Genomic DNA, 19,350 nt, shown 5'->3' with positions numbered 1-19,350 from the left:
ATTCCGGCCCGCGGGACCGGTCACCGCGACCGGCTTTCCCGCCCTTGACGGCTGCGGCTAAAGTGAAGAAGCAGGATCATCGAACCTGCCGACCCGCGCCTCGGCCCGCGGGCATGGAGACGCCGCATGTCGTTCAAGAAACTCCTGATCGCCAACCGTGGCGAGATCGCCATCCGCATCGCGCGCGCGGCGGCCGATGCCGGCATCGCGACGGTCGCGATCCATCCGGCCGATGACGCTTTGTCGCTGCACATGCGCGTTGCCGACGAGGCGATCGAAATCCCCGGCCGCGGCGCGCGGGCCTATCTCGATATCGAAGCGGTGGTGAAGGCGGCGAAGCGCGCCGGCTGCGACGGGGTGCATCCCGGTTATGGCTTCCTCAGCGAGAACGCCGCGTTCGCCAAGGCCTGCGCTGACGCAGGTATCACCTTCGTCGGGCCGAAGCCGGCGGCGCTTGAACTGTTTGGCGACAAGGTTGCGGCCCGGCAACTGGCGAAGCGTTGCGGCGTGCCGATCATCGCCGGCACCAGCGGGCCGTCGAGCCTCGAGGACATCACAGCATTCTTCGAATCCCTGGGCAAGGGCGCGGCGATCGTGATCAAGGCGATGGCTGGTGGCGGCGGCCGCGGCATGCGCGTCGTGGAGAATGCCGCCGATCTCGCGGAAGCTTATGCGCGCTGTCAATCCGAGGCCAGGGCGGCGTTCGGCTTCGACGGCGTCTATGCCGAGCGCCTGATCCGCCAGGCCCGCCACATCGAGGTGCAGATCATCGGCGACCGTCATGGCGCGATCTCTCATCTCTGGGAGCGCGAATGCACCATCCAGCGCCGGCACCAGAAGCTGGTCGAGGTGGCGCCGAGCCCGTCGCTCAGCGACGCCTTGCGCGGCCGCATCATCGAAGCTGCGAAGCAGCTCGCGACCGCGGCGTCTTACGACAATCTCGGCACCTTCGAGTTCCTGGTCGACGGCACGGCCGAGGACAGCTTTGCGTTCATCGAGGCCAATCCGCGGCTTCAGGTCGAGCACACCGTGACGGAGGAAGTGCTCGGCCTCGACCTCGTCCGCGCCCAGCTCGCGGTCGCAGCCGGGGCAACATTGGCCTCCCTTGGCCTGGCACAGGGCTCCATCCCAAAGCCGCGTGGCTATGCCATGCAACTCCGCGTCAACATGGAGACGCTGGACGAGCTGGGGGCGACACATCCGACCGGCGGCGTGCTCGCCGTGTTCGAGCCGCCGTCGGGGCCCGGCGTCCGCGTCGATAGTTTTGGTTACGCCGGCTATAAAACCAGCGCGGCGTTCGACTCCCTGCTGGCCAAGGTCATCGTGCATACGCCGGGCGAAGCCTGGCACGACGTCGTGGCAAAAGCCTCGCGCGCCTTGCGCGAGTTCAGGATCGACGGCGTCGTCACCAACATCGCCTTTCTCCAGGCCGTGCTCGCACATCCCGATTTCAGGACCAACCGCATTGCAACCGATTTCATCGATCGCAACATTGCAAAGCTCGTCGAGGCGGCCGATGGCGCGGCAAAGCCGCTCTATTTTACCGCGACCGAGCGAAGCGGCCATGGCGCGGAGACGCACGTGGCGCAAGTCGTGCCCGAAGGGGCGGTGATGGTCGCTGCGCCCTTGCAGGGAACCATCGTCACCGTCCAGGTGAAGGAAGGCGAGATCGTGCGCCCGGGCCAGCAGCTCGCCGTGATCGAATCCATGAAGATGGAGCATCTGGTCATGGCCGAGCAGGGCGGCCGCGTCATGAAGCTCGTCGCCGGCGATGGCGTGACCCTGATGCATGGCGAACCGATCATGTATCTGGAGCCGCTCGACGTCGCGGCCGATGCGTCGGCCGCGGAAGCCGATGTCGATCTCGACCATATTCGTCCAGATCTTGCCGAGCTGATCGCGCGCCAGGCAAATACGCTCGATGCGAACCGGCCGGCCTCGGTCGAGCGCCGCCGCAACACCAATCAGCGCACCGCGCGCGAGAACGTCGCGCAGCTCGTCGATGACGGCTCGTTCATGGAATATGGCAGCCTTGCGATTGCAGCGCAGCGACGCCGCCGCAGGCTCGACGATCTCATCAAGAGCACACCGGCCGATGGCCTGGTGATGGGTGTTGCGACGGTGAATGCCGAGAAGTTCGGCCCCGAGGGGGGCCGCTGCATCGTCGTGGCCTACGACTACACCGTGCTCGCGGGCACGCAGGGCCACATGAACCACAAGAAGATCGACCGCATGCTGACGCTGGCGGAAGACTGGCGCGTCCCGCTGGTGTTCTATGCCGAAGGCGGCGGCGGCCGACCCGGCGACACTGACCGGCTCGGCATGACCGGCCTCGACGGCCCGTCCTTCGTCCAGTTCGCGAAGCTCTCCGGCCTCGTGCCGGTTGTCGGCGTGGTCTCCGGCTATTGCTTTGCCGGCAACGCCGCGATGCTCGGCTGCTGCGACGTCATCATTGCCACCAGGAACGCCTCGATCGGCATGGGCGGTCCGGCGATGATCGAAGGCGGCGGTCTCGGCGTCTATCACCCGGCCGAGGTCGGCCCTGTTACGTTCCAGTCGCCGAACGGCGTGATCGACATCCTCGTCGAGGACGAGGAGGAGGCGACGCGGGTGGCGCAAAAATACCTGTCCTATTTCCAGGGCGCGGTGACGGAGTGGCAAGCGGCCGACCAGCGCCTGCTCCGTCGTGCGATCCCGGAGAACCGCCTGCGCGTCTACGACATCCGCAGCGTGATCGATCTCGTCGCCGACAAGGATTCCGTGCTGGAGCTGCGCCGAGACTACGGCGTCGGTATGGTCACCGCGCTGATCCGCATCGAGGGCAAGCCGTTCGGCCTGATCGCCAACAATCCGCGCCATCTCGGCGGCGCGATCGATGCCGACGCCGGCGATAAGGCCGCGCGCTTCCTTCAGCTCTGCGACGCCTTCGATCTGCCGATCGTCTCGCTCTGCGATACGCCCGGCTTCATGGTCGGCCCGGAGGCCGAGAAGACCGCGATCGTGCGCCACGTCTCGCGCATGTTCGTGACAGGCGCGAGCCTTACCGTGCCGCTGTTCGGCATCGTGCTGCGCAAGGGTTATGGGCTCGGCGCGCAGTCGATGATCGGCGGCGGCTTCCACGCCTCCTTCTTCACCGCGGCCTGGCCGACCGGCGAATTCGGCGGCATGGGCCTGGAGGGCTATGTCCGCCTCGGCTTCCGCAAGGAGATGGAGGCGATCGCCGACCCCGAGGAGCGCGAGACCTATTATCGCAACAAGGTGGCCGAGCTCTATGCCAACGGCAAGGCGGTCTCGATCGCCTCGGTGTTCGAGATCGACAACGTCATCGACCCCGCCGAGACGCGGCGCTGGATTATGGCGGGCGTGCGCTCGGTGCCGAAGGCGCCGGCGCGGACGGAGAAGAAGCGGCCGTGCATCGATACGTGGTGAAGGCGGTGCAGCAATTTCGAGCGCCCTGAGCTTCTAGGCAATCTGCTTCCGCATCGTCATGCCCGGGCCTGTCCTGGGCATCCACGTTCTTTCGCACACGCGGCAGTCCGTGGATGGCCGGGACAAGGCCCGGCCATGACGAGGATGCGAGAGCATCGCCTTCCCGGTTCCCGATTGACATCCTCGCCTGTGCTGCCAGACTTTGCACAATAATACAGGGTGGAGACGTCCGCGATGGCCAGCCTTTCGGCCTCGAACCATGTCGCCCGTGTCTTGTCCGTCGCCAATCACGTGGCCGACGTCGATGCCTCGTCGCGCATTGCCGATTCCTGGCGGCGCTGCCTGATCAGCCACAAGCTCGACCCCGCCCGTCAGGGCCCGCCGCAGACGCTCACCGAAGCCGAGATTCGCCATATCGCCGAGCCCATGGAGGAGACGATCCGGCTCGCAACGCCCGAGCTTGACGACCTCGCCCGCGTGCTCCGCGACGCCGGCTACTGCGTCAATCTCGCTGACGTAAACGCGACCATGCTGTTCAGCCGCCTGCCGGGCGAAGCCGACGCAAAGATGTTTCTGGACTGGAAGATCTACACCGGCTCGAATTTCGCCGAGACCTTCGAGGGCACCAACGGGCTCGGCACTGCGCTTGCCGAAGAGAAGCCCATCCTGGTGCATCGCGACGAGCATTTTCGCGCGCAGTGGCACATGTTTTCCTGCGCCGTGGCGCCGCTGTTCGACCAGGCCGGCCGGCTCGCCGGTGCCATCAACATTACCTCTTGCCGCGAGGATCTCGAACGCGCCGCGCATCAGCTCGCGCTCGCGGTAACGATGGAGGCGACGCGGCGGATGGAGGGCGCGATCTTCCGCGGCCATTTCCGCAACGCCTGGATCGCCACCGTGCCGGGCGACGGCGGCAGCGGCCTGCTCGCCTATGACGACGATCGCCGCATCGTCGGCGCCTGCCGCTCGGCGCGCGCGCTGCTGGGCCTCACCGACGGTTTGATCGCATCCGGCATCGATCTGTCGCGCTATATCAAGTTCGATCACCATACTGCGCGTAGTGCGGACGAGGTCGTCGAACTGCGCCGCGCCGACGGCAGCGCGCTCGGGCAGGGACATGTCGCGCCGCCGCTGCGGGCGAGGCCGTCCACTCGGCGTCGTGACGTTCCCGTCGATCGTTTCGATTCGCTGCATCGGCTCGCAGGCCGCGATCCCGGCCTGATCAAAAGTGTCAAACGGCTGAGGAGCATCGGCGACCACAATCTGCCGGTGCTGCTGCACGGCGAGACCGGCGTCGGCAAGGACGTGTTCGCGCGCGCCATTCACGCGGCGAGCAACCGCGCCCGCAACCATTACGTCGCGCTGAACTGCGCGGCGATGCCGGAGAGCCTGATCGACGCCGAGCTGTTCGGCTACGAGGCCGGCGCCTTCACCGGGGCGCGCCGCGACGGCTCAAAGGGTCTGATCGTGCAGGCCGACGGCGGCACGCTGTTCCTCGACGAGATCGGCGACATGCCGATCGCGCTGCAGACCCGCCTCTTGCGCGTGCTCGAAAACCGCGAGGTCTGGCCGCTCGGCGCGCTCAAGCCGGTGCCGGTCGACATCCGCCTGATCAGCGCGACCCATCGCGACCTCGGCCGCATGGCGGAGGAGGGCGCGTTCCGCGCCGACCTCTACTTCCGCCTGCGCGGCATGGAGGTGCGACTGCCGGCGTTGCGCGAGCGGGCCGATAGAGACGATATCATCCGCCAGATCGCGCGCGAGGAGGCGCCGGATTGCCGCCTGTCGGACGAGGCCTGGGCGTTGCTCTCGGCCTATCCCTATCCCGGCAACATGCGCCAGCTCCGCCACGTGCTGCGGCTCGCCGGCTGCACGGCGGAGGACGGCGTCATCATGGATGCCGATCTCGATCTGCCTCCGTCCGGCGGGAGGACGGAGCCGGATCTGGCCGCGGCCGAGCGCGCGACGATCGTCGAGGCGCTACGCAAGCATGGCGGCCGCGTTACGGAGGCAGCGCGTGCGCTGAAGCTCAGTCGTGCCACGCTGTATCGCAAGATCAAGCAGTTAAAGATCGAGACGACGCAGTAGCGCTCAGTCGCATGCGGCGTTCTTTCTTCCCCTCTGGGAGAGGGTGGCTCGCCGCGTAGCGGCGAGCCGGTTGGGGGGTCTCTCTCCGCGATCACAGATATCGTAGGGTGGGCAAAGCGAAGCGTGCCCACCGCTTCTGTTGCGGTGTTGGATCGATGGTGGGCACGGCGCAAATGCGCCTTTGCCCACCCTACAATTCCAGACTCGCGGAGAGAGACCCCTCATCCGGCGCTTCGCGCCACCTTCTCCCACAAGAGGAGAAGGGAAGGCAGCTCGTCCTTACGAAAAATCGCTCCAGCTCAGATGCCGGGAATCGAGGTCGCCGACTGAAACGGTGCCGCGGATCTCGTGAGGGACGTGGAAGCTGCTGCGCAGATACACCAGCGGCGCGGCCTCGTCGGAATGCGTGACGCCACGCACCTCGCCGACGAAGATCGAATGCGTCTTGGTCTCGAATTCCTGCGCTAGCACGCAGTCGAACGCGGCGACCGCATCCGTCAGCACCGGTGCGCCGGTCACCCCGCGCGTCCACTGCCCGAACGCAAATCGGTCGTCGCCATTGACGCCCTTCTGGCCGCTGAAGGTGAGCGCGAGCAGGGCGTGGTCCTCGTGCAAAAAGTTGATCGCGAAGGCGCCTTCCTCGCGGATGCGCGTATGTGCGCTGGCGTTGCGGTTGACGCAGACGATCAGGGACGGCGGATTGTCTGACAGCGAGCAGGCTGATGTCACCGTCAGCCCGGTGCGCTTGCCGTGCTCGGCGCCAACCGTGACCAGCGCAACCGCGCCGGCGCATTGGCGCATTGCCAGTTTGAAATCCTTTGCGTCGACGCTCACGCCGAAATCTCCGAAACGGGGGCGGGTGCGACACGATTGCGCCGCACCCGCCGCGCGTCAAGCGGCCTTCTTCGCGGAGCCGAGATGCTTCAGGCGCGGCATCACCTCGTTGCTGAGCAGCGAGAGCGAGTGGCGCCAGGCCTCCGGCTTGTGCTTGTAGTCGAAGCCGAACACCAGCAGCACGCCGAAGCCGCCGACCTCGTCGTAGATCTTCTCGATCTTCTCGGCGACGGTTGCGGGCGAGCCGACGATCCAGTTCCGCTTGGCGCAATATTCGACGGTGACGTCACTGTCGGGCACGTCGGGCGCGTGCTTCAGATAGTCCTTGAAGCCGAAATGGCCGAGCAGGGGCAGGAAGTACTCGTGCATCATCCGGCCCATCATGTCACCGGTCGAGAGCTTCCACGCCTCTTCGTCGGTGTCGGCGACGAACACCTCACGTACGAGGCGCCAGTCCGCGCGGTTCGGCTTGCGTCCGGTCTTGGCGGCGCCGATCTCGACCGAGTCCCAATGGCTGCCGACATAGGCCGGGTTGAGGTTGAGGCTCATCGGAATGAAGCCGCGCTCGCCGGCGAGCTTCAGCGTGTCCGAGTTCTTCGAGAGCCCGGCAACGCCGATCGGCGGATGCGGCGCCTGGAGCGGCTTGATGTGCGGCTTGAGGAAGTCGAACATCGTGTCCGGCTTGGTCACCGTCCAGAACTTGCCCTTGTAGGTGAAGGGCGCGGGATCGGACCACAGCTTCAGGATGATCTCCAGCGCCTCGCGGGTCATGTCGCGGTTCTGTCCGCTCATGCCGTCGACGTTGAACATCGCCCAGTCGCTCGGCAGGCCCGAAGCAGCGACGCCGAAATTGAGCCGGCCCTCGGAGAGATGGTCGAGCATTGCGACGCGGTTGGCGAGCTCGGCCGGGTGGTGATAGGGCAGCAGGAAGCCGCCTGGCCCGATGCGGATATTCTTGGTCTGCATCAGCGCCTGCGCGATCAGGAGGTCCGGCGTGGGATTGGGTTCCCAGGGCGCGGTGTGGTGCTCGCCGACCCAGGCCTCCTGATAGCCGAGCTCGTCGAGCCAGCGCATGACTTGCAGGTCCCAGTCGTTTCCTTCCTTCAGGCCGCACTCCGGCGGATGCGAAGGCATCGTGAAATAGCCGATCTCCATGGGTTTCCTCATCTGATGTTGACGCGTCTTGTTGCGCGTTCCTGGACTTGAACAGGACAGCTTTAGCAAGCGGTGTGCCACCGCATCGCAAGCGGTGTGCCGCCGCGGCGAGCGGCTCAGACCTGCGAAAAATCGCTGGTTTGAGGCGGCAATAGCCGATATCCCGGGGCAGATTTGCGGGCGTCCGTCTCATTGTCGCGAGACGGCGTCTTGTCGGTGAGACCAAGGATACGTGTTGAGATGAGCGAACCCGCCTATGTCGCGGTGGACTGGGGCACCAGTAGCTTCCGCCTCTGGCTGATCGACCGCGCCGGCCAGGTGCTGGCTGAGCGCCGTAGCGATGAGGGCATGCTGGCCGCGGCCAAGGCCGGCTTTGCCGGCGTGCTGCAGTCGCATCTCAAAGCAGTCGAAGCCCCGGCCCAGCTGCCGGTGCTTGTCTGCGGCATGGCGGGCGCCAAGACCGGCTGGGTCGAGGCCGGCTATGTTGACACGCCTGCGCCGCTCTCCGCTGTGCTGAAGCAGGCCGCGCCAGTGCCCGGCGAGACGCGCGATATTCGCATCCTGCCCGGCATCGCGCAGCGTGATACCAGGGCGCCGGACGTGATGCGCGGCGAGGAGACGCAGCTGCTCGGCGCACTCGGTCTCGAGGCCGCAGGCGAAGCGCTGGTCTGCATGCCCGGCACGCATTCGAAGTGGGTGCGCGTGAAGGACGGCACGGTCGCGCATTTCTCCACCTTCATGACCGGCGAGCTCTTCAGCGTGGTCTCGCGCGAGACGATCTTGTCGCTCGCGGTCGCCGGTGCCGATGACGCCGAGGATGTCGCGAGCTTCAAGGCGGCCGTGAAAGCCGCGTATGAAGCGCCGGCCCTCGCGGCCAACCTGCTGTTCGGCGCGCGGTCGCGGCAGCTCCTCTTCGGTGGCTCGCCGGCTGCCGCGCGCGAGACGCTGTCGGGCACGTTGATCGGCGCCGAGCTGGCAGCAGGGCTCTCCGGCACTGTGCCGAAAGCGGGCATCACGCTGATTGCTTCGGGGCGGCTCGCGATGCTGTACCGGCTCGCCTTCGATGCGCTGTCGGTGACCGTGCAGCCGATCGATGCGGATGAAGCCGTTCGCCGCGGCCTGTCGATGGCGGCGGCCGCGATCTGGACGAAATGAGAGGAATCTTGAGATGAGCGTTCCCTTTCCGCCGATGCAGCGTCCGCTGGTCGCGATCCTGCGTGGTGTGAAGCCCGAGGAGACCGAGGCGATCGTCGGCGTGCTGATCGAGGCCGGCATGACCGCGATCGAGATTCCCCTGAATTCGCCGGAGCCGTTCCGCTCGATCGCGACTGCCGCGAAGCTCGCGCCGGCCGGCGTCCTGATCGGCGCCGGCACGGTGCTGACCGCCGCAGATGTCGATCGTCTCAATGACGTCGGCGGCAAGCTGATGGTCTCGCCGAATGTGGATACGCAGGTGCTCACGCGTGCACATCAGTACGCCATGGTGACGTTGCCGGGCGTGTTCTCGCCGACCGAGGCGCTGCTCGCGGCGCGTTCCGGCGCATCGGGCCTGAAATTCTTTCCGGCCAGCGTGCTCGGCGCGTCCGGCATTGCCGCGATCCGCGCCGTGCTGCCGGCGGGCGTGATGATCGCCGCCGTCGGCGGCGTCTCCGACCAGAATTTTGCCGAGTACATGAAGGGCGGCGTGACCGCGTTCGGGCTCGGTTCCAGCCTGTACAAGCCCGGCATGACGGCCGCCGATGTCGCCGCTCGCGCAAAGGTGACAATCGCGGCCTATGATCGGGCGATTGCGAAAGACTGACACAGCAATAAACAAGCCGTGATCCCGGCGTCGCGGATTTGTATCCTATCCTGCTGCACCAGCGAGATCAGGAGACCGACATGGCGATCAACAACATAGCCGATCTGTTCGTGGCAACGCTCGAACAGGCCGGCGTCAAGCGCATCTACGGCATCGTCGGCGACAGTCTGAACGGTCTCACCGAGGCGCTGCGCCGCCGCGGCACCATAGAATGGATCCATGTCCGGCACGAGGAGGTCGCGGCCTTCGCCGCCGCTGGCGAAGCCGAGATGACGGGAAGCCTCGCGGTGTGTGCGGGCTCCTGCGGCCCGGGCAATCTGCATCTGATCAACGGGCTGTTCGATGCGCATCGTAGTCGCGTCCCCGTGCTTGCGATCGCGGCGCAGATTCCATCGGCGGAAATTGGCGGTGGCTATTTCCAGGAGACCCATCCGCAAAACCTGTTCAAGGAGTGCAGCCATTATTGCGAGCTGGTGTCGGATGCGAGCCAGCTGCCTTACGTGATCGAGAACGCCATCCGCGCGGCGGTGGGTCTGCGTGGCGTCGCGGTGATCGCGATGCCCGGCGACGTCGCGTTCCGCAGCCCGCCCAAGCGCGCGCTGTCGACGACGCGCGGGCTCGCGCTGTCGGCGCCGAAGGTCGTGCCGCAGGCCGATGAGCTGAAGGCGCTTGCTGATCTCCTTAACGGCGCCGAGCGCATCACGCTATTCTGCGGCCGCGGCTGCGCCGGCGCGCATGCGCCGCTGATGCAGCTGGCCGAAGCACTGAAGAGCCCGATCGTGCATGCGCTCGGCGGCAAGGAGCATGTCGAGTACGATAACCCCTACGACGTCGGCATGACCGGCTTCATCGGCTTCTCCTCGGGCTACGCCGCCATGCACGCTTGCGACGCGCTGGTCATGCTCGGCACCGATTTCCCTTACAAGCAATTCTTCCCCACCGATGCGCAGGTCGCGCAGATCGATGTCCGCCCGGAAAATCTCGGACGGCGGTGCAGGATCGATCTCGGCCTCGTCGGCGACGTCAAGCTGACAATCGAGGCGCTGCTGCCGCTGCTCAAGACCAAGACGCAGCGGAAACATCTCGACGACGCCATCGCGCATTACAAGAAGGCGCGCGAAGGGCTCGACTCGCTTGCGAAGGGGACACCGGGCAGCAAGCCGATCCATCCGCAATATCTGGCAAAAGTCATCAGCGACCATGCGTCTGATAACGCCGTCTTCACCGCCGATGTCGGCACGCCCACGGTGTGGGCCGCGCGCTATCTCGACATGAACGGTCGCCGCCGGCTGATCGGTTCGTTCGTGCACGGGTCGATGGCCAACGCGATGCCGCAGGCGATCGGCGCGCAGGCCTCGCAGCCCGGCCGCCAGATCATCTCGCTCTCCGGCGACGGCGGCTTCACCATGCTGATGGGTGACCTCATTACGCTGACCCAGATGAAGCTGCCGGTGAAGGTGGTCGTCTTCAACAACGGCGTGCTCGGCTTCGTCGCGCTGGAGATGAAGGCGGCCGGTTTCGTCGACACCAATGTCGATCTTGAGAATCCCGATTTCGCGGCGATGGCGCGCGCGATGGGCATTTTCGCCAAACGCGTCGAGGATCCCGGCGAGCTTCCGGGGGCCGTGAAGGAGATGCTGGCCCATGACGGACCCGCGCTGCTCGATGTCGTCACGGCGAAGCAGGAGCTGTCGATGCCGCCGACCATCACGCCCGAGCAGATCAAGGGTTTCAGCCTCTGGGTGCTGCGGGCGGTGATGAACGGGCGCGGTGACGAGGTGCTCGATCTCGCTAAAACAAATCTGCTACCGCGCTAGCCCCGCTTCACCGAAGGCGCGGGCAGCCGCTCGTGGCGGTGCTGGAAGCGCTGCCAGTGCAGCACGATGCCGATCAGCAGGGCTGGCACGAAGCCGAGTGCGATCAGGAAATACGGCAGCTGCGTCGGCGAGATGAATGCAATGGCGATATCGGAGATCAGCCATAGCGCTGCGAACATCACCGCGAAATCGGTGCGCGGGCAGCGCAAATAATAGAATACGGCGGTGATGACGATGGCGGGCCCGATCGCGATGCCGATCATCACCGCGGTCAGCTCCTTCGGCGTCAGCGCGTCGAGCACCATCGACGCCAGCAGCCAAAGCGCAGCGAACATGGCGATGATGTCGAGCGGATGCCGCAACCTAATACCTCTCGCAGGAAACGCGCTATCGTTGTGGCCGGAACTCCGGTCGTCAAGGGAAAATACGCCTATTCCTCGTCACTTCCGGGCGTTGGCCGCAGCATGAAATGGCCGAAAGCGGTGGCGATCGGCTTGCTCGCATCGTCCTGCCAGGCCCGCGCCTCGAAGGCGACGATACGCCGGCCCTGTTTCACGATCGAGACATTGGCGACGGTATCGAGGGCACGTCCGGAACGCAGATAGTTGACGGTGAGCCCGATCGGCTTGGGCAGCGCGGCGATGCCGAGCTCGCGCCTCACGCCGAGGATCGCGGTGGTCTCGAGGAAGGCGCCGGTCATGCCGCCATGGATCGCGGGCAGGATCGGATTGCCGATGATCTTTGGCGAGAACGGCATCGTCAGCGTGCCGTCGTCATTGACGCGAATGCCGAGGCAGCGCGCGAACGGGCTGTTGGCGAACGGGCCGTCCGGATCGTCGGGCGCCTCCAGCGTCGGGATGCTGCGCGAGTCCATCCTGCGGTCCGCGAGCATGTTGGTGCGGTTGGCGCCAATCATGAAGCAGGCCGTCGCGGTCGCGACCGGATCGTCCTCGGATTCCTGATAGGCGGTGGAGCGCACGAAGGCGATCGAGCGCGTCGTGCGGTAGCAGACCGAATGCGCCTTGATGTCGAGGCCCGGCGTCGCCGGCTTCTGATAATCGATGCGCAGATCCAGGGTTGCGATCGCGCGCGTGCCGTCGAGCGCAAGTTGCACCGCCATGCCGCAGCTCTCGTCCAGCATCGCGGTGACGACGCCGCCATGCAGCACGCCGGTCTCGGTGTCGCCGACGAAGACCGGACGATAGGGCAGGCTGGACCAGGCTTCGGCGGGGGCGAAGCGGTCGAGCTGGAGCCCGCTGATATGGCCGTAGTCGGAGCGGCGGCCCTTGATCGCCTCGGCGAGTTCCTCGAACGGAAGCGTGGTGGCTGAACTGGACATGACGACGTTCTAGACCAGTGTCGGGCGCCGCGCAAAACCCCGAAAGGGGCTTATCCGGCAGGTCCGCAGGCAGGTCTGTCAGGGCCGGTTTGGCCTCGACACGGCGTGCCGAAGCAACGATGGTGGGCGCTTCGTCCGTCGACTAGCCCCAAGGAGTGCCCATGGCCGACCCCGAAACACCCGCCACCAATCAGGGGCCCGTGACCATTTCGAGCTCCAGCTCGGAACGGGCACCGATCATCTATTTCGACGGCGCATCCTGCTTCGGACACCACAACGGCGCGATCCAGATCGAGCTCGCCGCGAACCTGCTGATGCCGGTCGGTGCCGCCGTCAGGGTCGACGTGGTCCAGACCGCGCACTTGCGTTGCAGCGTGGCCGCGGCATTGGCCTTGCGCGAAGCGCTCGACAAGGCGCTGGCGATGTACAAGCAGGGGCAGCAGCAGCCGGCGGAGGTGATCCCGACGGTGAAGAACTGAGATCGCGGGCGATCGCTTTTGAATGCGATCGCAATCTCTCAGCCCACATGCACCTTCGGCTTCTTGCTGCCGTTCCACTTGCCGTCGAGCGCGCGCTCGATCTGGGCGGCGAGTTGCAGGAGCAGGCCGTCATTGGCCTGCTTGGCGATGGCCTGGATACCGAGCGGCAGGCCGTGGCCTTGCTCTGCCATCGGCATCGAGATCGCCGGCATGCCGCAGAGATTGGCCAGCGGCGTGAAGGCGAAGAAGCGCCAGAGATTGCCGAACCAGTCGAGCACATCGGGATTGTCGGAGATGGTGAGATATTCCCTGGTGCCGACCTTCGGCGTCGGCAACGCGGTGATCGGCGTCAGGATCACATCCCACTGCTCGAAGAACGCGCCGAAGCCGCGTGACGTGGTGTTGAACACGCCTTGCATCTTCGCCCGCTCGGCGAAGCTCGTGTGGCGTCCGGCTTCCCAGATCCTGATGTTCATGGGCTCGATGAGATCTTCCGGCGGCTTTTCCAGCCCGCGTGCGGCGAGCATGTTGGAGATCACCACGGCAAAATTGCTGATATAGCAGGTGGTCTGCGCCGCGAAGGCGGCGCGGAAGTCGAGCTCAGGCAACGCGTATTCGACGTGATGGCCAAGGCCTTCGAGGAAGCGGCCGGTCTTCTCCAGCTCGGCGGCGATCTCCGGCGTTGCGGTGTAATCGCCCCAGGTGTGCGACAGCGCGATGCGAAGCTTTGACGGATCGCGCTTGATCATCTCGGAATAGGGCTGCGCCGTGGTCCAGAACGGCATGAACTCGCCGGGCGCGGGTCCACGGGCATGATCGACGAAGGCCGCGGTGTCGCGCACCGAGCGCGACTGGCAGCCCTGGATCGAGACGAGGCCGGTGAGGTCGGACATGTGCGGGGCGAGCGAGAACACGCCGCGCGACACTTTCAAACCGATATTGCCGTTGACGCCGGCGGGAATGCGGATCGAGCCGCCGCCGTCGGTCGCATGCGCGATCGGGACGACGCCGGCCGCGACTATCGCCGCGCTGCCCGCCGACGAGCCGCAGGTGGTGTAGTCGGTATTCCAGGGATTGCGCGTCACGTAGACGGCGGGATTGTCGGCCGAGCTGCACACTCCGAATTCCGGCGTCGTCGTGCGTCCGATCAGGTTGAGGCCTGCCTGACGGCATTTACCGGTGAGGAACGTATCGGCCGCGGCGCGATTGTCGCGCATCAGCAGCGAGCCCATCTCCTGCAGCCGGCCTTTCATGGTCGGTCCGAGGTCCTTCATCAGGAAGGGCAGGCCGGCGAACGGGCCGGCGAGATTGGCGCCGTCCCTGGCCGGATCGGCGATCACGTCCTCGAACAGCTCGACCACGCCCGACAGTGCCGGATTGACCTTGGCCACGCCCGCGGCGGCCTGGCGTGCCAGCTCCTTCGCCGTCAGTTCGCCCTTGCGGACGCGCGCCGCCAGCCCGACGCCATCGTGCTGCGCCCATTCGTTCCAGCTCATCGGCAAAGTCATGAAGTCAAAATCCCCGTGGGTGCGGCGTCACCTTTTTCGCAAGGGCCTGCGTGAATCAACTGAGCCGGCGCGAAGGGCAGGGTTGCGCCGGGCGGAGAGGTCGCCGCGTCATTAAGACAGCCGCGCGATCACCGCAACCGGGCCGCCGCCGGCGGGCCCCTGATGCTCGGCACCACCGGAGACATAGACCGCGCCGGTGCCGGCAAGGCCGGCGATCAGGCCGCCGACGGCCGCGCGGGCGTGGCGCGTCGAGCTGATGTCGGTATCCTCCAGCATGGTGTGGCGGAAGCCGCGCACGCTGCCATCAGGCGAGGCCTCGGCCTTGGCGAAGATATTGACGAGCTCGCGGCCCTCGGTGGCTTGCGGCGCGACGCCAAGGCCAACACCTTTCAGCGCCGACACCACCGCCGGGGCATCGATCGCATCGTTCATCACGGCGTGGCCGATCTCGAACTCGCTCGCTGAAGACGCCGAGTTGCCGAGCACGATGATGACGTTGTGCATCAGCTCGATCCCTGACGAGGTGGACGCAACCGACGAGAACAGATCGTAGCGCCGCAGCACGTCGTCGTCGCTGACATCGGAAGCGATCTCGCCGAGCGCGACCGCGACCCCAAGCGCGGAGGCGCCGCGCGAATAGGCCATCGAGCTGTAGGCGCTGGTCGTGGCCGTCTTGTTGTCGCGCGCGTTTGCTGCTTCGACGCGATCGCTGGTGAGCAACGGGCATTTGATCTGCACGAAATGGACGTCGGCGGGATCGGTGATGCCGGCATCCGCCATCGCGGCACTGACCGCCTTGGCAGTTTCCATGATCTGTGCGGAGCGGCCGATCTCTTCGGGGAGGAAGTTCCGCGTGTGCGCCATGCCGATGCTCAAGCGCTTGCCGGACATGCCTGCCGGGCGCTCAGCCTCGCGCCGCGTGAACACCGTGATATGCGGGCTGAGCACGCCTTCGGTGCCACCCGACATCACGAAGGCGATGCGCTGCTCGACCGCCTCTGGCGAAAGGCCGAGTTCTGGCGCCAGCGCCGCGCACAACGCAGCAACGGCATATTCCCGGGTGAAATCATTGACGCCGCCATTGCCTTCGGTCTTGCCGAGGATGGCCAAAATCGTTGTCGGGTCGATCGCGCCGGAGCCGATCATGGCCATGAGGCCGGAGACGTCGCCGGGGCCCTTGGTGGCGACCTTGAAGACGCCGACCGATGCTGTCCGCATTGCAGCCCTCGTGTGGAGTTCGGTGGTCCGGCGGGTCAACCAGCCGTGGAACGGAGGCGCATGTCAAGGTGTACGCGATGTCCCCTCACCGTCACCCTGAGGTGCGAGCGAAGCGAGCCTCGAAGGGCGACGGCCCCGGCTGCATCCCGGCCGTTCATCCTTCGAGGCTCCGCATGGAACGCGATGCGTCCCATGCGGAGCACCTCAGGATGACGGATCGGCCATTTTTGGTTTCCCGCGAAGCAAGAAGACCCCGTGCATCCCCACGAATGTGGCGAGATCGCATCCGGTTCAACAAAAAATCCTCTGTCGACGGTTGCGCGCCGCACCTTGATGAATCAACCTCGGTTGGTCCATAAGCGGCGTCCCGCTGCCGGTGGTTCGCCCCCGCGTCGCGTGCTTGGATAGAGGGATTCTCGCGTGGCAAATATCAACCAGAAAATTGCGCAGGAGCTTGGGGTACGGGCGGAGCAGGTCGAGGCGACGGTGACGTTGCTCGACGGCGGCGCCACGGTTCCCTTCATCGCCCGCTACCGCAAGGAAGCGACCGGTGCGCTCGACGACGCGCAATTGCGCACCCTGGAGGAGCGCCTGGGCTATTTGCGCGAGCTCGAAGACCGCCGCAAGGCGATCCTCGAATCGGTCCGCGAGCAGGGCAAGCTCGATGCCGCGCTGGAAGCCTCCATTCTCGCCGCCGACAGCAAGGCGCGCCTGGAAGACATCTACCTGCCGTTCAAGCCGAAGCGCCGCACCAAGGCCGAGATCGCCAAGGAAGCCGGGCTCGAGCCGCTCGCCAATCAGCTGATGGCAGAGCCGGGCAACGACCCGAAGGTCGTGGCCGAAACCTTCATCAACGCCGAGAAGGGCGTCGCCGATGCCGCTGCCGCGCTCGATGGCGCCCGCGCCATCCTGGTCGAGCGTTTCGACGAGGACGCCGACCTGATCGGTGCTTTGCGCGAGGAGATGTGGACCAATGCGCGCATGGCCTCCAAGGTGCGCGACGGCAAGAAGACTGAGGGCGAGAAGTTCGCCGACTATTTCGAGTTCTCCGAGCCGCTGACGAAGCTCCCGTCGCACCGCATCCTCGCGATGTTCCGCGGCGAGAAGGAAGAGATCCTCGATCTCCAGATCCAGGCCGAAGTCGAAGCGCCGCCGCCGGGCGTGCCGAGCGCTTATGAATTGAAGATTATGAAGCGGTTCGGCATCGCCGACCTCAAGCGCGCCGGCGACCGCTGGCTGATCGACACCGTGCGCTGGGCCTGGCGTACCAAGATCCAGGTGCATCTCAACATCGACCTGCGCATGCGGCTGTGGAACGCCGCCGAGACCGAGGCCGTGCGCGTATTCGCTTCCAATTTGCGCGACCTGCTGCTCGCGGCACCCGCCGGCACCCGTGTCACCATGGGCCTCGATCCCGGCTACCGCACCGGCGTCAAGGTCGCCGTCACCGACGCGACCGGCAAGGTGGTCGATACCGCCGTGATCTATCCGCACGAGCCGCAGCGGCAGTGGAACGAGGCGCTCGCGATCCTCGGCAAGCTTGCGCTGAAGCATCGCGTCGAGCTGATCGCGATCGGCAACGGCACCGCCTCGCGCGAAACCGACAAGCTCGCAGGCGATCTCGTCAAGGGCCTGGCCGAGCTGAAGATGACCAAGATCGTGGTATCGGAAGCCGGCGCGTCGGTCTATTCGGCCTCGGCCTTCGCCTCGGAAGAGTTGCCGGGTCTCGACGTCACCCTGCGCGGCGCGGTCTCGATCGCGCGGCGGCTTCAGGATCCCCTCGCCGAGCTCGTCAAGATCGAGCCCAAGGCGATCGGCGTCGGCCAGTATCAGCACGACCTCGGCCAGGCCAAGCTCGCCAAGTCGCTCGATGCCGTGGTCGAGGACTGCGTGAACGCTGTCGGCGTCGACGTCAACACCGCCTCGGCACCGCTGCTGGCCCGCGTGTCCGGTGTCGGCTCCGGCCTCGCCTCGAGCATCGTGGCACACCGCGACGCCAACGGCCCGTTCAAGTCGCGCAAGGCGCTCAAGGACGTGCCGCGCCTCGGCCCGAAGGCGTTCGAGCAATGCGCGGGCTTCCTGCGCATTCTCGGCGGCGAGGACCCGCTCGATGCGTCCGGCGTGCATCCGGAAGCCTATCCGGTGGTGCGGCGGATTCTCAGTGCCACCAAGAGTGACATCAAGGCGCTGATCGGCAGCAGCGAGATCGTGCGTACGCTGAAGCCCAAGGATTTCGTCGACGAGACCTTTGGTCTGCCGACCGTCACCGATATTCTGCGCGAATTGGAAAAGCCCGGCCGCGATCCGCGTCCGGCGTTCAAGGCCGCGGTATTCAAGGAGGGCGTCGAGGAGATCAAGCATCTCCAGAAGGGCATGATCCTCGAGGGCACCGTGACCAACGTCGCCGCCTTCGGCGCCTTCGTCGACATCGGCGTGCACCAGGACGGCCTCGTTCACATCTCCGCGATGTCCAAGACCTACATCAAGGATCCGCGCGAGGTGGTGAAGCCCGGCGACATCGTCAAGGTGAAGGTGCTGGACTTCGAGGTCGCCCGCAAGCGCATCTCGCTGACCTTGCGCCTCGACGACGAGGTCGGCGCCAAGAAGGACGCGCCCGGCATGCAGCGGGACAACAGCTCGCGAAACCCCGCGCGCATGACGTCGTCGGCGCCGCGCAATCAGGAATCCTCCGGCGGCGGTGCCCTTGCCGAAGCCATGCGCCGCGCGGCCGAGAAGAACGGCGGCAAGCGGGCGTGATACTTGAACCTCTCCCCGCTCTTTGCGGGGAGAGGTCGGATCGCGCTAGCGATCCGGGTGAGGGGCAAAGCATGCGGTTGACCGGATCAAAGGTCCCTCCGACTCGTAACTTGATGGTGCTCGGGACAAGCGTTGCGATCACTTTTTAGATCGCATTCGCGGACGCAGCTCCTCACCCCGCCCTCTCCCCGTCAGAACGGGGCGAGGGAGCGAAAGAGCGTTCGTCCCTAACACCTGCGTCAGAATCTGGCGCGTTTGTAAGTTGAAGGTGCCTGTCCCTTCCTCTCATCTGATCCTCCTCGCGCGGCAGAAAGATCGCCGCGCAGCACGGAGGATGCTTCGATGGACAACAGGCTTCTCAAAGGCGTCACTGCGGTGACGCTCGCCGCAATGATGGCGCTCGCCTCACCTGTGCTTGCCCGTGGCGGCGGCGGTGGCGGAGGGCATGGCGGTGGCGGCTTCGGCGGTGGCGGCCACGGTGGCTTTGGCGGTGGCGGGCATTTCGGCGGCGGCGGAATGCATGCGGGTGGCTTCGGCGGCGGCATGCGCGCAGGCGGCTTTAGCGGCATGCGTGTCGGCGGGATGGGCGGCGCGCGCTTTGCTGGCGGCCCGGGCTTCGGTGGTCCACGGTTCGCCGGTTCGCCAATGGCCGCCCGTGCCGCCATGGGGCCGCGCTTTGTCGGTGCACCATTGGCGACCCGCGCCGCTTTCGGCCCGCGGTTTGCTGGCCCGGGCTGGCACGGCAGGCCGTTCATTGGTCGCCATGCCTTCTTCCACCGTCACCGCTTCAACCGGTTCGCTTTCGTCGGCGCGCCGTTCTTCTATGCCAACTATGGCAACTATTACGACGATGGCTGCTGGCAAAGGAGCTTGACGCCCTATGGGTGGCAATTGGTCAATGTGTGCGGAGACTATTGGTAGTCGC

General features: G+C 66.0%; 14 protein-coding genes. 8 read left to right on the top strand and 6 right to left on the bottom strand.

Translation table 11 applies throughout. The features are described from left to right. Positions 1–126: 126 nt before the first annotated feature. Both ACKWRH_RS37700 and ACKWRH_RS37695 read left to right on the top strand, forming a co-directional pair. Positions 127–3,429: a carboxyl transferase domain-containing protein gene (locus tag ACKWRH_RS37700; protein WP_445217673.1), complete on the top strand. Its 3,303-nt coding sequence runs from the start codon at positions 127–129 to the stop codon at positions 3,427–3,429. 234 nt (positions 3,430–3,663) lie between these two features. Next, entirely contained in the window at positions 3,664–5,517 is a 1,854-nt protein-coding gene (locus tag ACKWRH_RS37695; RefSeq protein WP_445217672.1) for a sigma-54-dependent Fis family transcriptional regulator, read from the top strand. Positions 5,518–5,796: 279 nt separating this feature from the next. Here ACKWRH_RS37695 and ACKWRH_RS37690 read toward each other — a convergent pair whose 3' ends face one another. Continuing rightward, entirely contained in the window at positions 5,797–6,351 is a 555-nt protein-coding gene (locus tag ACKWRH_RS37690; protein WP_445217671.1) for a flavin reductase family protein, read from the bottom strand. A 57-nt stretch (positions 6,352–6,408) separates the two neighbouring features. Further along, positions 6,409–7,506 carry an LLM class flavin-dependent oxidoreductase gene (locus tag ACKWRH_RS37685; protein ID WP_445217670.1) on the bottom strand — a complete coding sequence of 366 codons (1,098 nt, stop codon included), beginning with the start codon at positions 7,504–7,506 and terminating at the stop codon, positions 6,409–6,411. 240 nt (positions 7,507–7,746) lie between these two features. On the opposite strand from ACKWRH_RS37685, the gene ACKWRH_RS37680 reads away from it, so the two are divergent. The 3 genes from ACKWRH_RS37680 to poxB all read left to right on the top strand — a co-directional run bounded on the left by ACKWRH_RS37680 (position 7,747) and on the right by poxB (position 11,124). Then, entirely contained in the window at positions 7,747–8,661 is a 915-nt protein-coding gene (locus ACKWRH_RS37680; protein ID WP_445217669.1) for a 2-dehydro-3-deoxygalactonokinase, read from the top strand. A gap of 13 nt (positions 8,662–8,674) precedes the next feature. Then, entirely contained in the window at positions 8,675–9,307 is a 633-nt protein-coding gene (locus ACKWRH_RS37675) for a 2-dehydro-3-deoxy-6-phosphogalactonate aldolase (protein ID WP_071909642.1), read from the top strand. 80 nt (positions 9,308–9,387) lie between these two features. Continuing rightward, the gene (gene poxB / locus ACKWRH_RS37670) at positions 9,388–11,124 is read left to right on the top strand and encodes a ubiquinone-dependent pyruvate dehydrogenase (RefSeq protein ID WP_445217668.1); all 1,737 of its coding nucleotides are present in this window, start codon (positions 9,388–9,390) and stop codon (positions 11,122–11,124) included. Here the strand turns inward: poxB and ACKWRH_RS37665 are convergent. After that, positions 11,121–11,486, bottom strand: coding sequence for a hypothetical protein (locus ACKWRH_RS37665; protein ID WP_038942774.1), 366 nt, complete (start codon positions 11,484–11,486; stop codon positions 11,121–11,123). The genes poxB and ACKWRH_RS37665 overlap by 4 nt on opposite strands. Before the next feature lie 68 nt (positions 11,487–11,554). Beyond that, positions 11,555–12,463, bottom strand: coding sequence for a PaaI family thioesterase (locus ACKWRH_RS37660; protein WP_445217667.1), 909 nt, complete (start codon positions 12,461–12,463; stop codon positions 11,555–11,557). 161 nt (positions 12,464–12,624) lie between these two features. Between ACKWRH_RS37660 and ACKWRH_RS37655 the strand changes: the two genes are divergently transcribed. Further along, a complete protein-coding gene (locus tag ACKWRH_RS37655) occupies positions 12,625–12,942 on the top strand; it encodes a hypothetical protein (protein WP_212484393.1) in 318 nt (105 codons plus the stop codon). Positions 12,943–12,980: 38 nt separating this feature from the next. Here ACKWRH_RS37655 and ACKWRH_RS37650 read toward each other — a convergent pair whose 3' ends face one another. Together ACKWRH_RS37650 and ACKWRH_RS37645 are read right to left on the bottom strand one after the other, a co-directional pair. Continuing rightward, positions 12,981–14,450 (bottom strand): amidase, encoded by a 1,470-nt coding sequence (locus ACKWRH_RS37650; protein ID WP_445217666.1) that lies wholly within the window; start codon positions 14,448–14,450, stop codon positions 12,981–12,983. 111 nt (positions 14,451–14,561) lie between these two features. Next, complete coding sequence (locus ACKWRH_RS37645) at positions 14,562–15,668, bottom strand: ring-opening amidohydrolase (protein WP_445217665.1); 1,107 nt, start codon at positions 15,666–15,668, stop codon at positions 14,562–14,564. A gap of 420 nt (positions 15,669–16,088) precedes the next feature. On the opposite strand from ACKWRH_RS37645, the gene ACKWRH_RS37640 reads away from it, so the two are divergent. Beyond that, positions 16,089–18,425 carry a Tex family protein gene (locus tag ACKWRH_RS37640; protein WP_445217664.1) on the top strand — a complete coding sequence of 779 codons (2,337 nt, stop codon included), beginning with the start codon at positions 16,089–16,091 and terminating at the stop codon, positions 18,423–18,425. Positions 18,426–18,767: 342 nt separating this feature from the next. Next, a complete protein-coding gene (locus ACKWRH_RS37635; RefSeq protein WP_445217663.1) occupies positions 18,768–19,346 on the top strand; it encodes a hypothetical protein in 579 nt (192 codons plus the stop codon). Positions 19,347–19,350 lie beyond the last annotated feature (4 nt).

Source organism: Bradyrhizobium sp. Pa8 (assembly GCF_052588265.1).
Note: the sequence above shows the minus strand (reverse complement) of the source record. Positions and strands in the feature narration are given on the sequence as shown.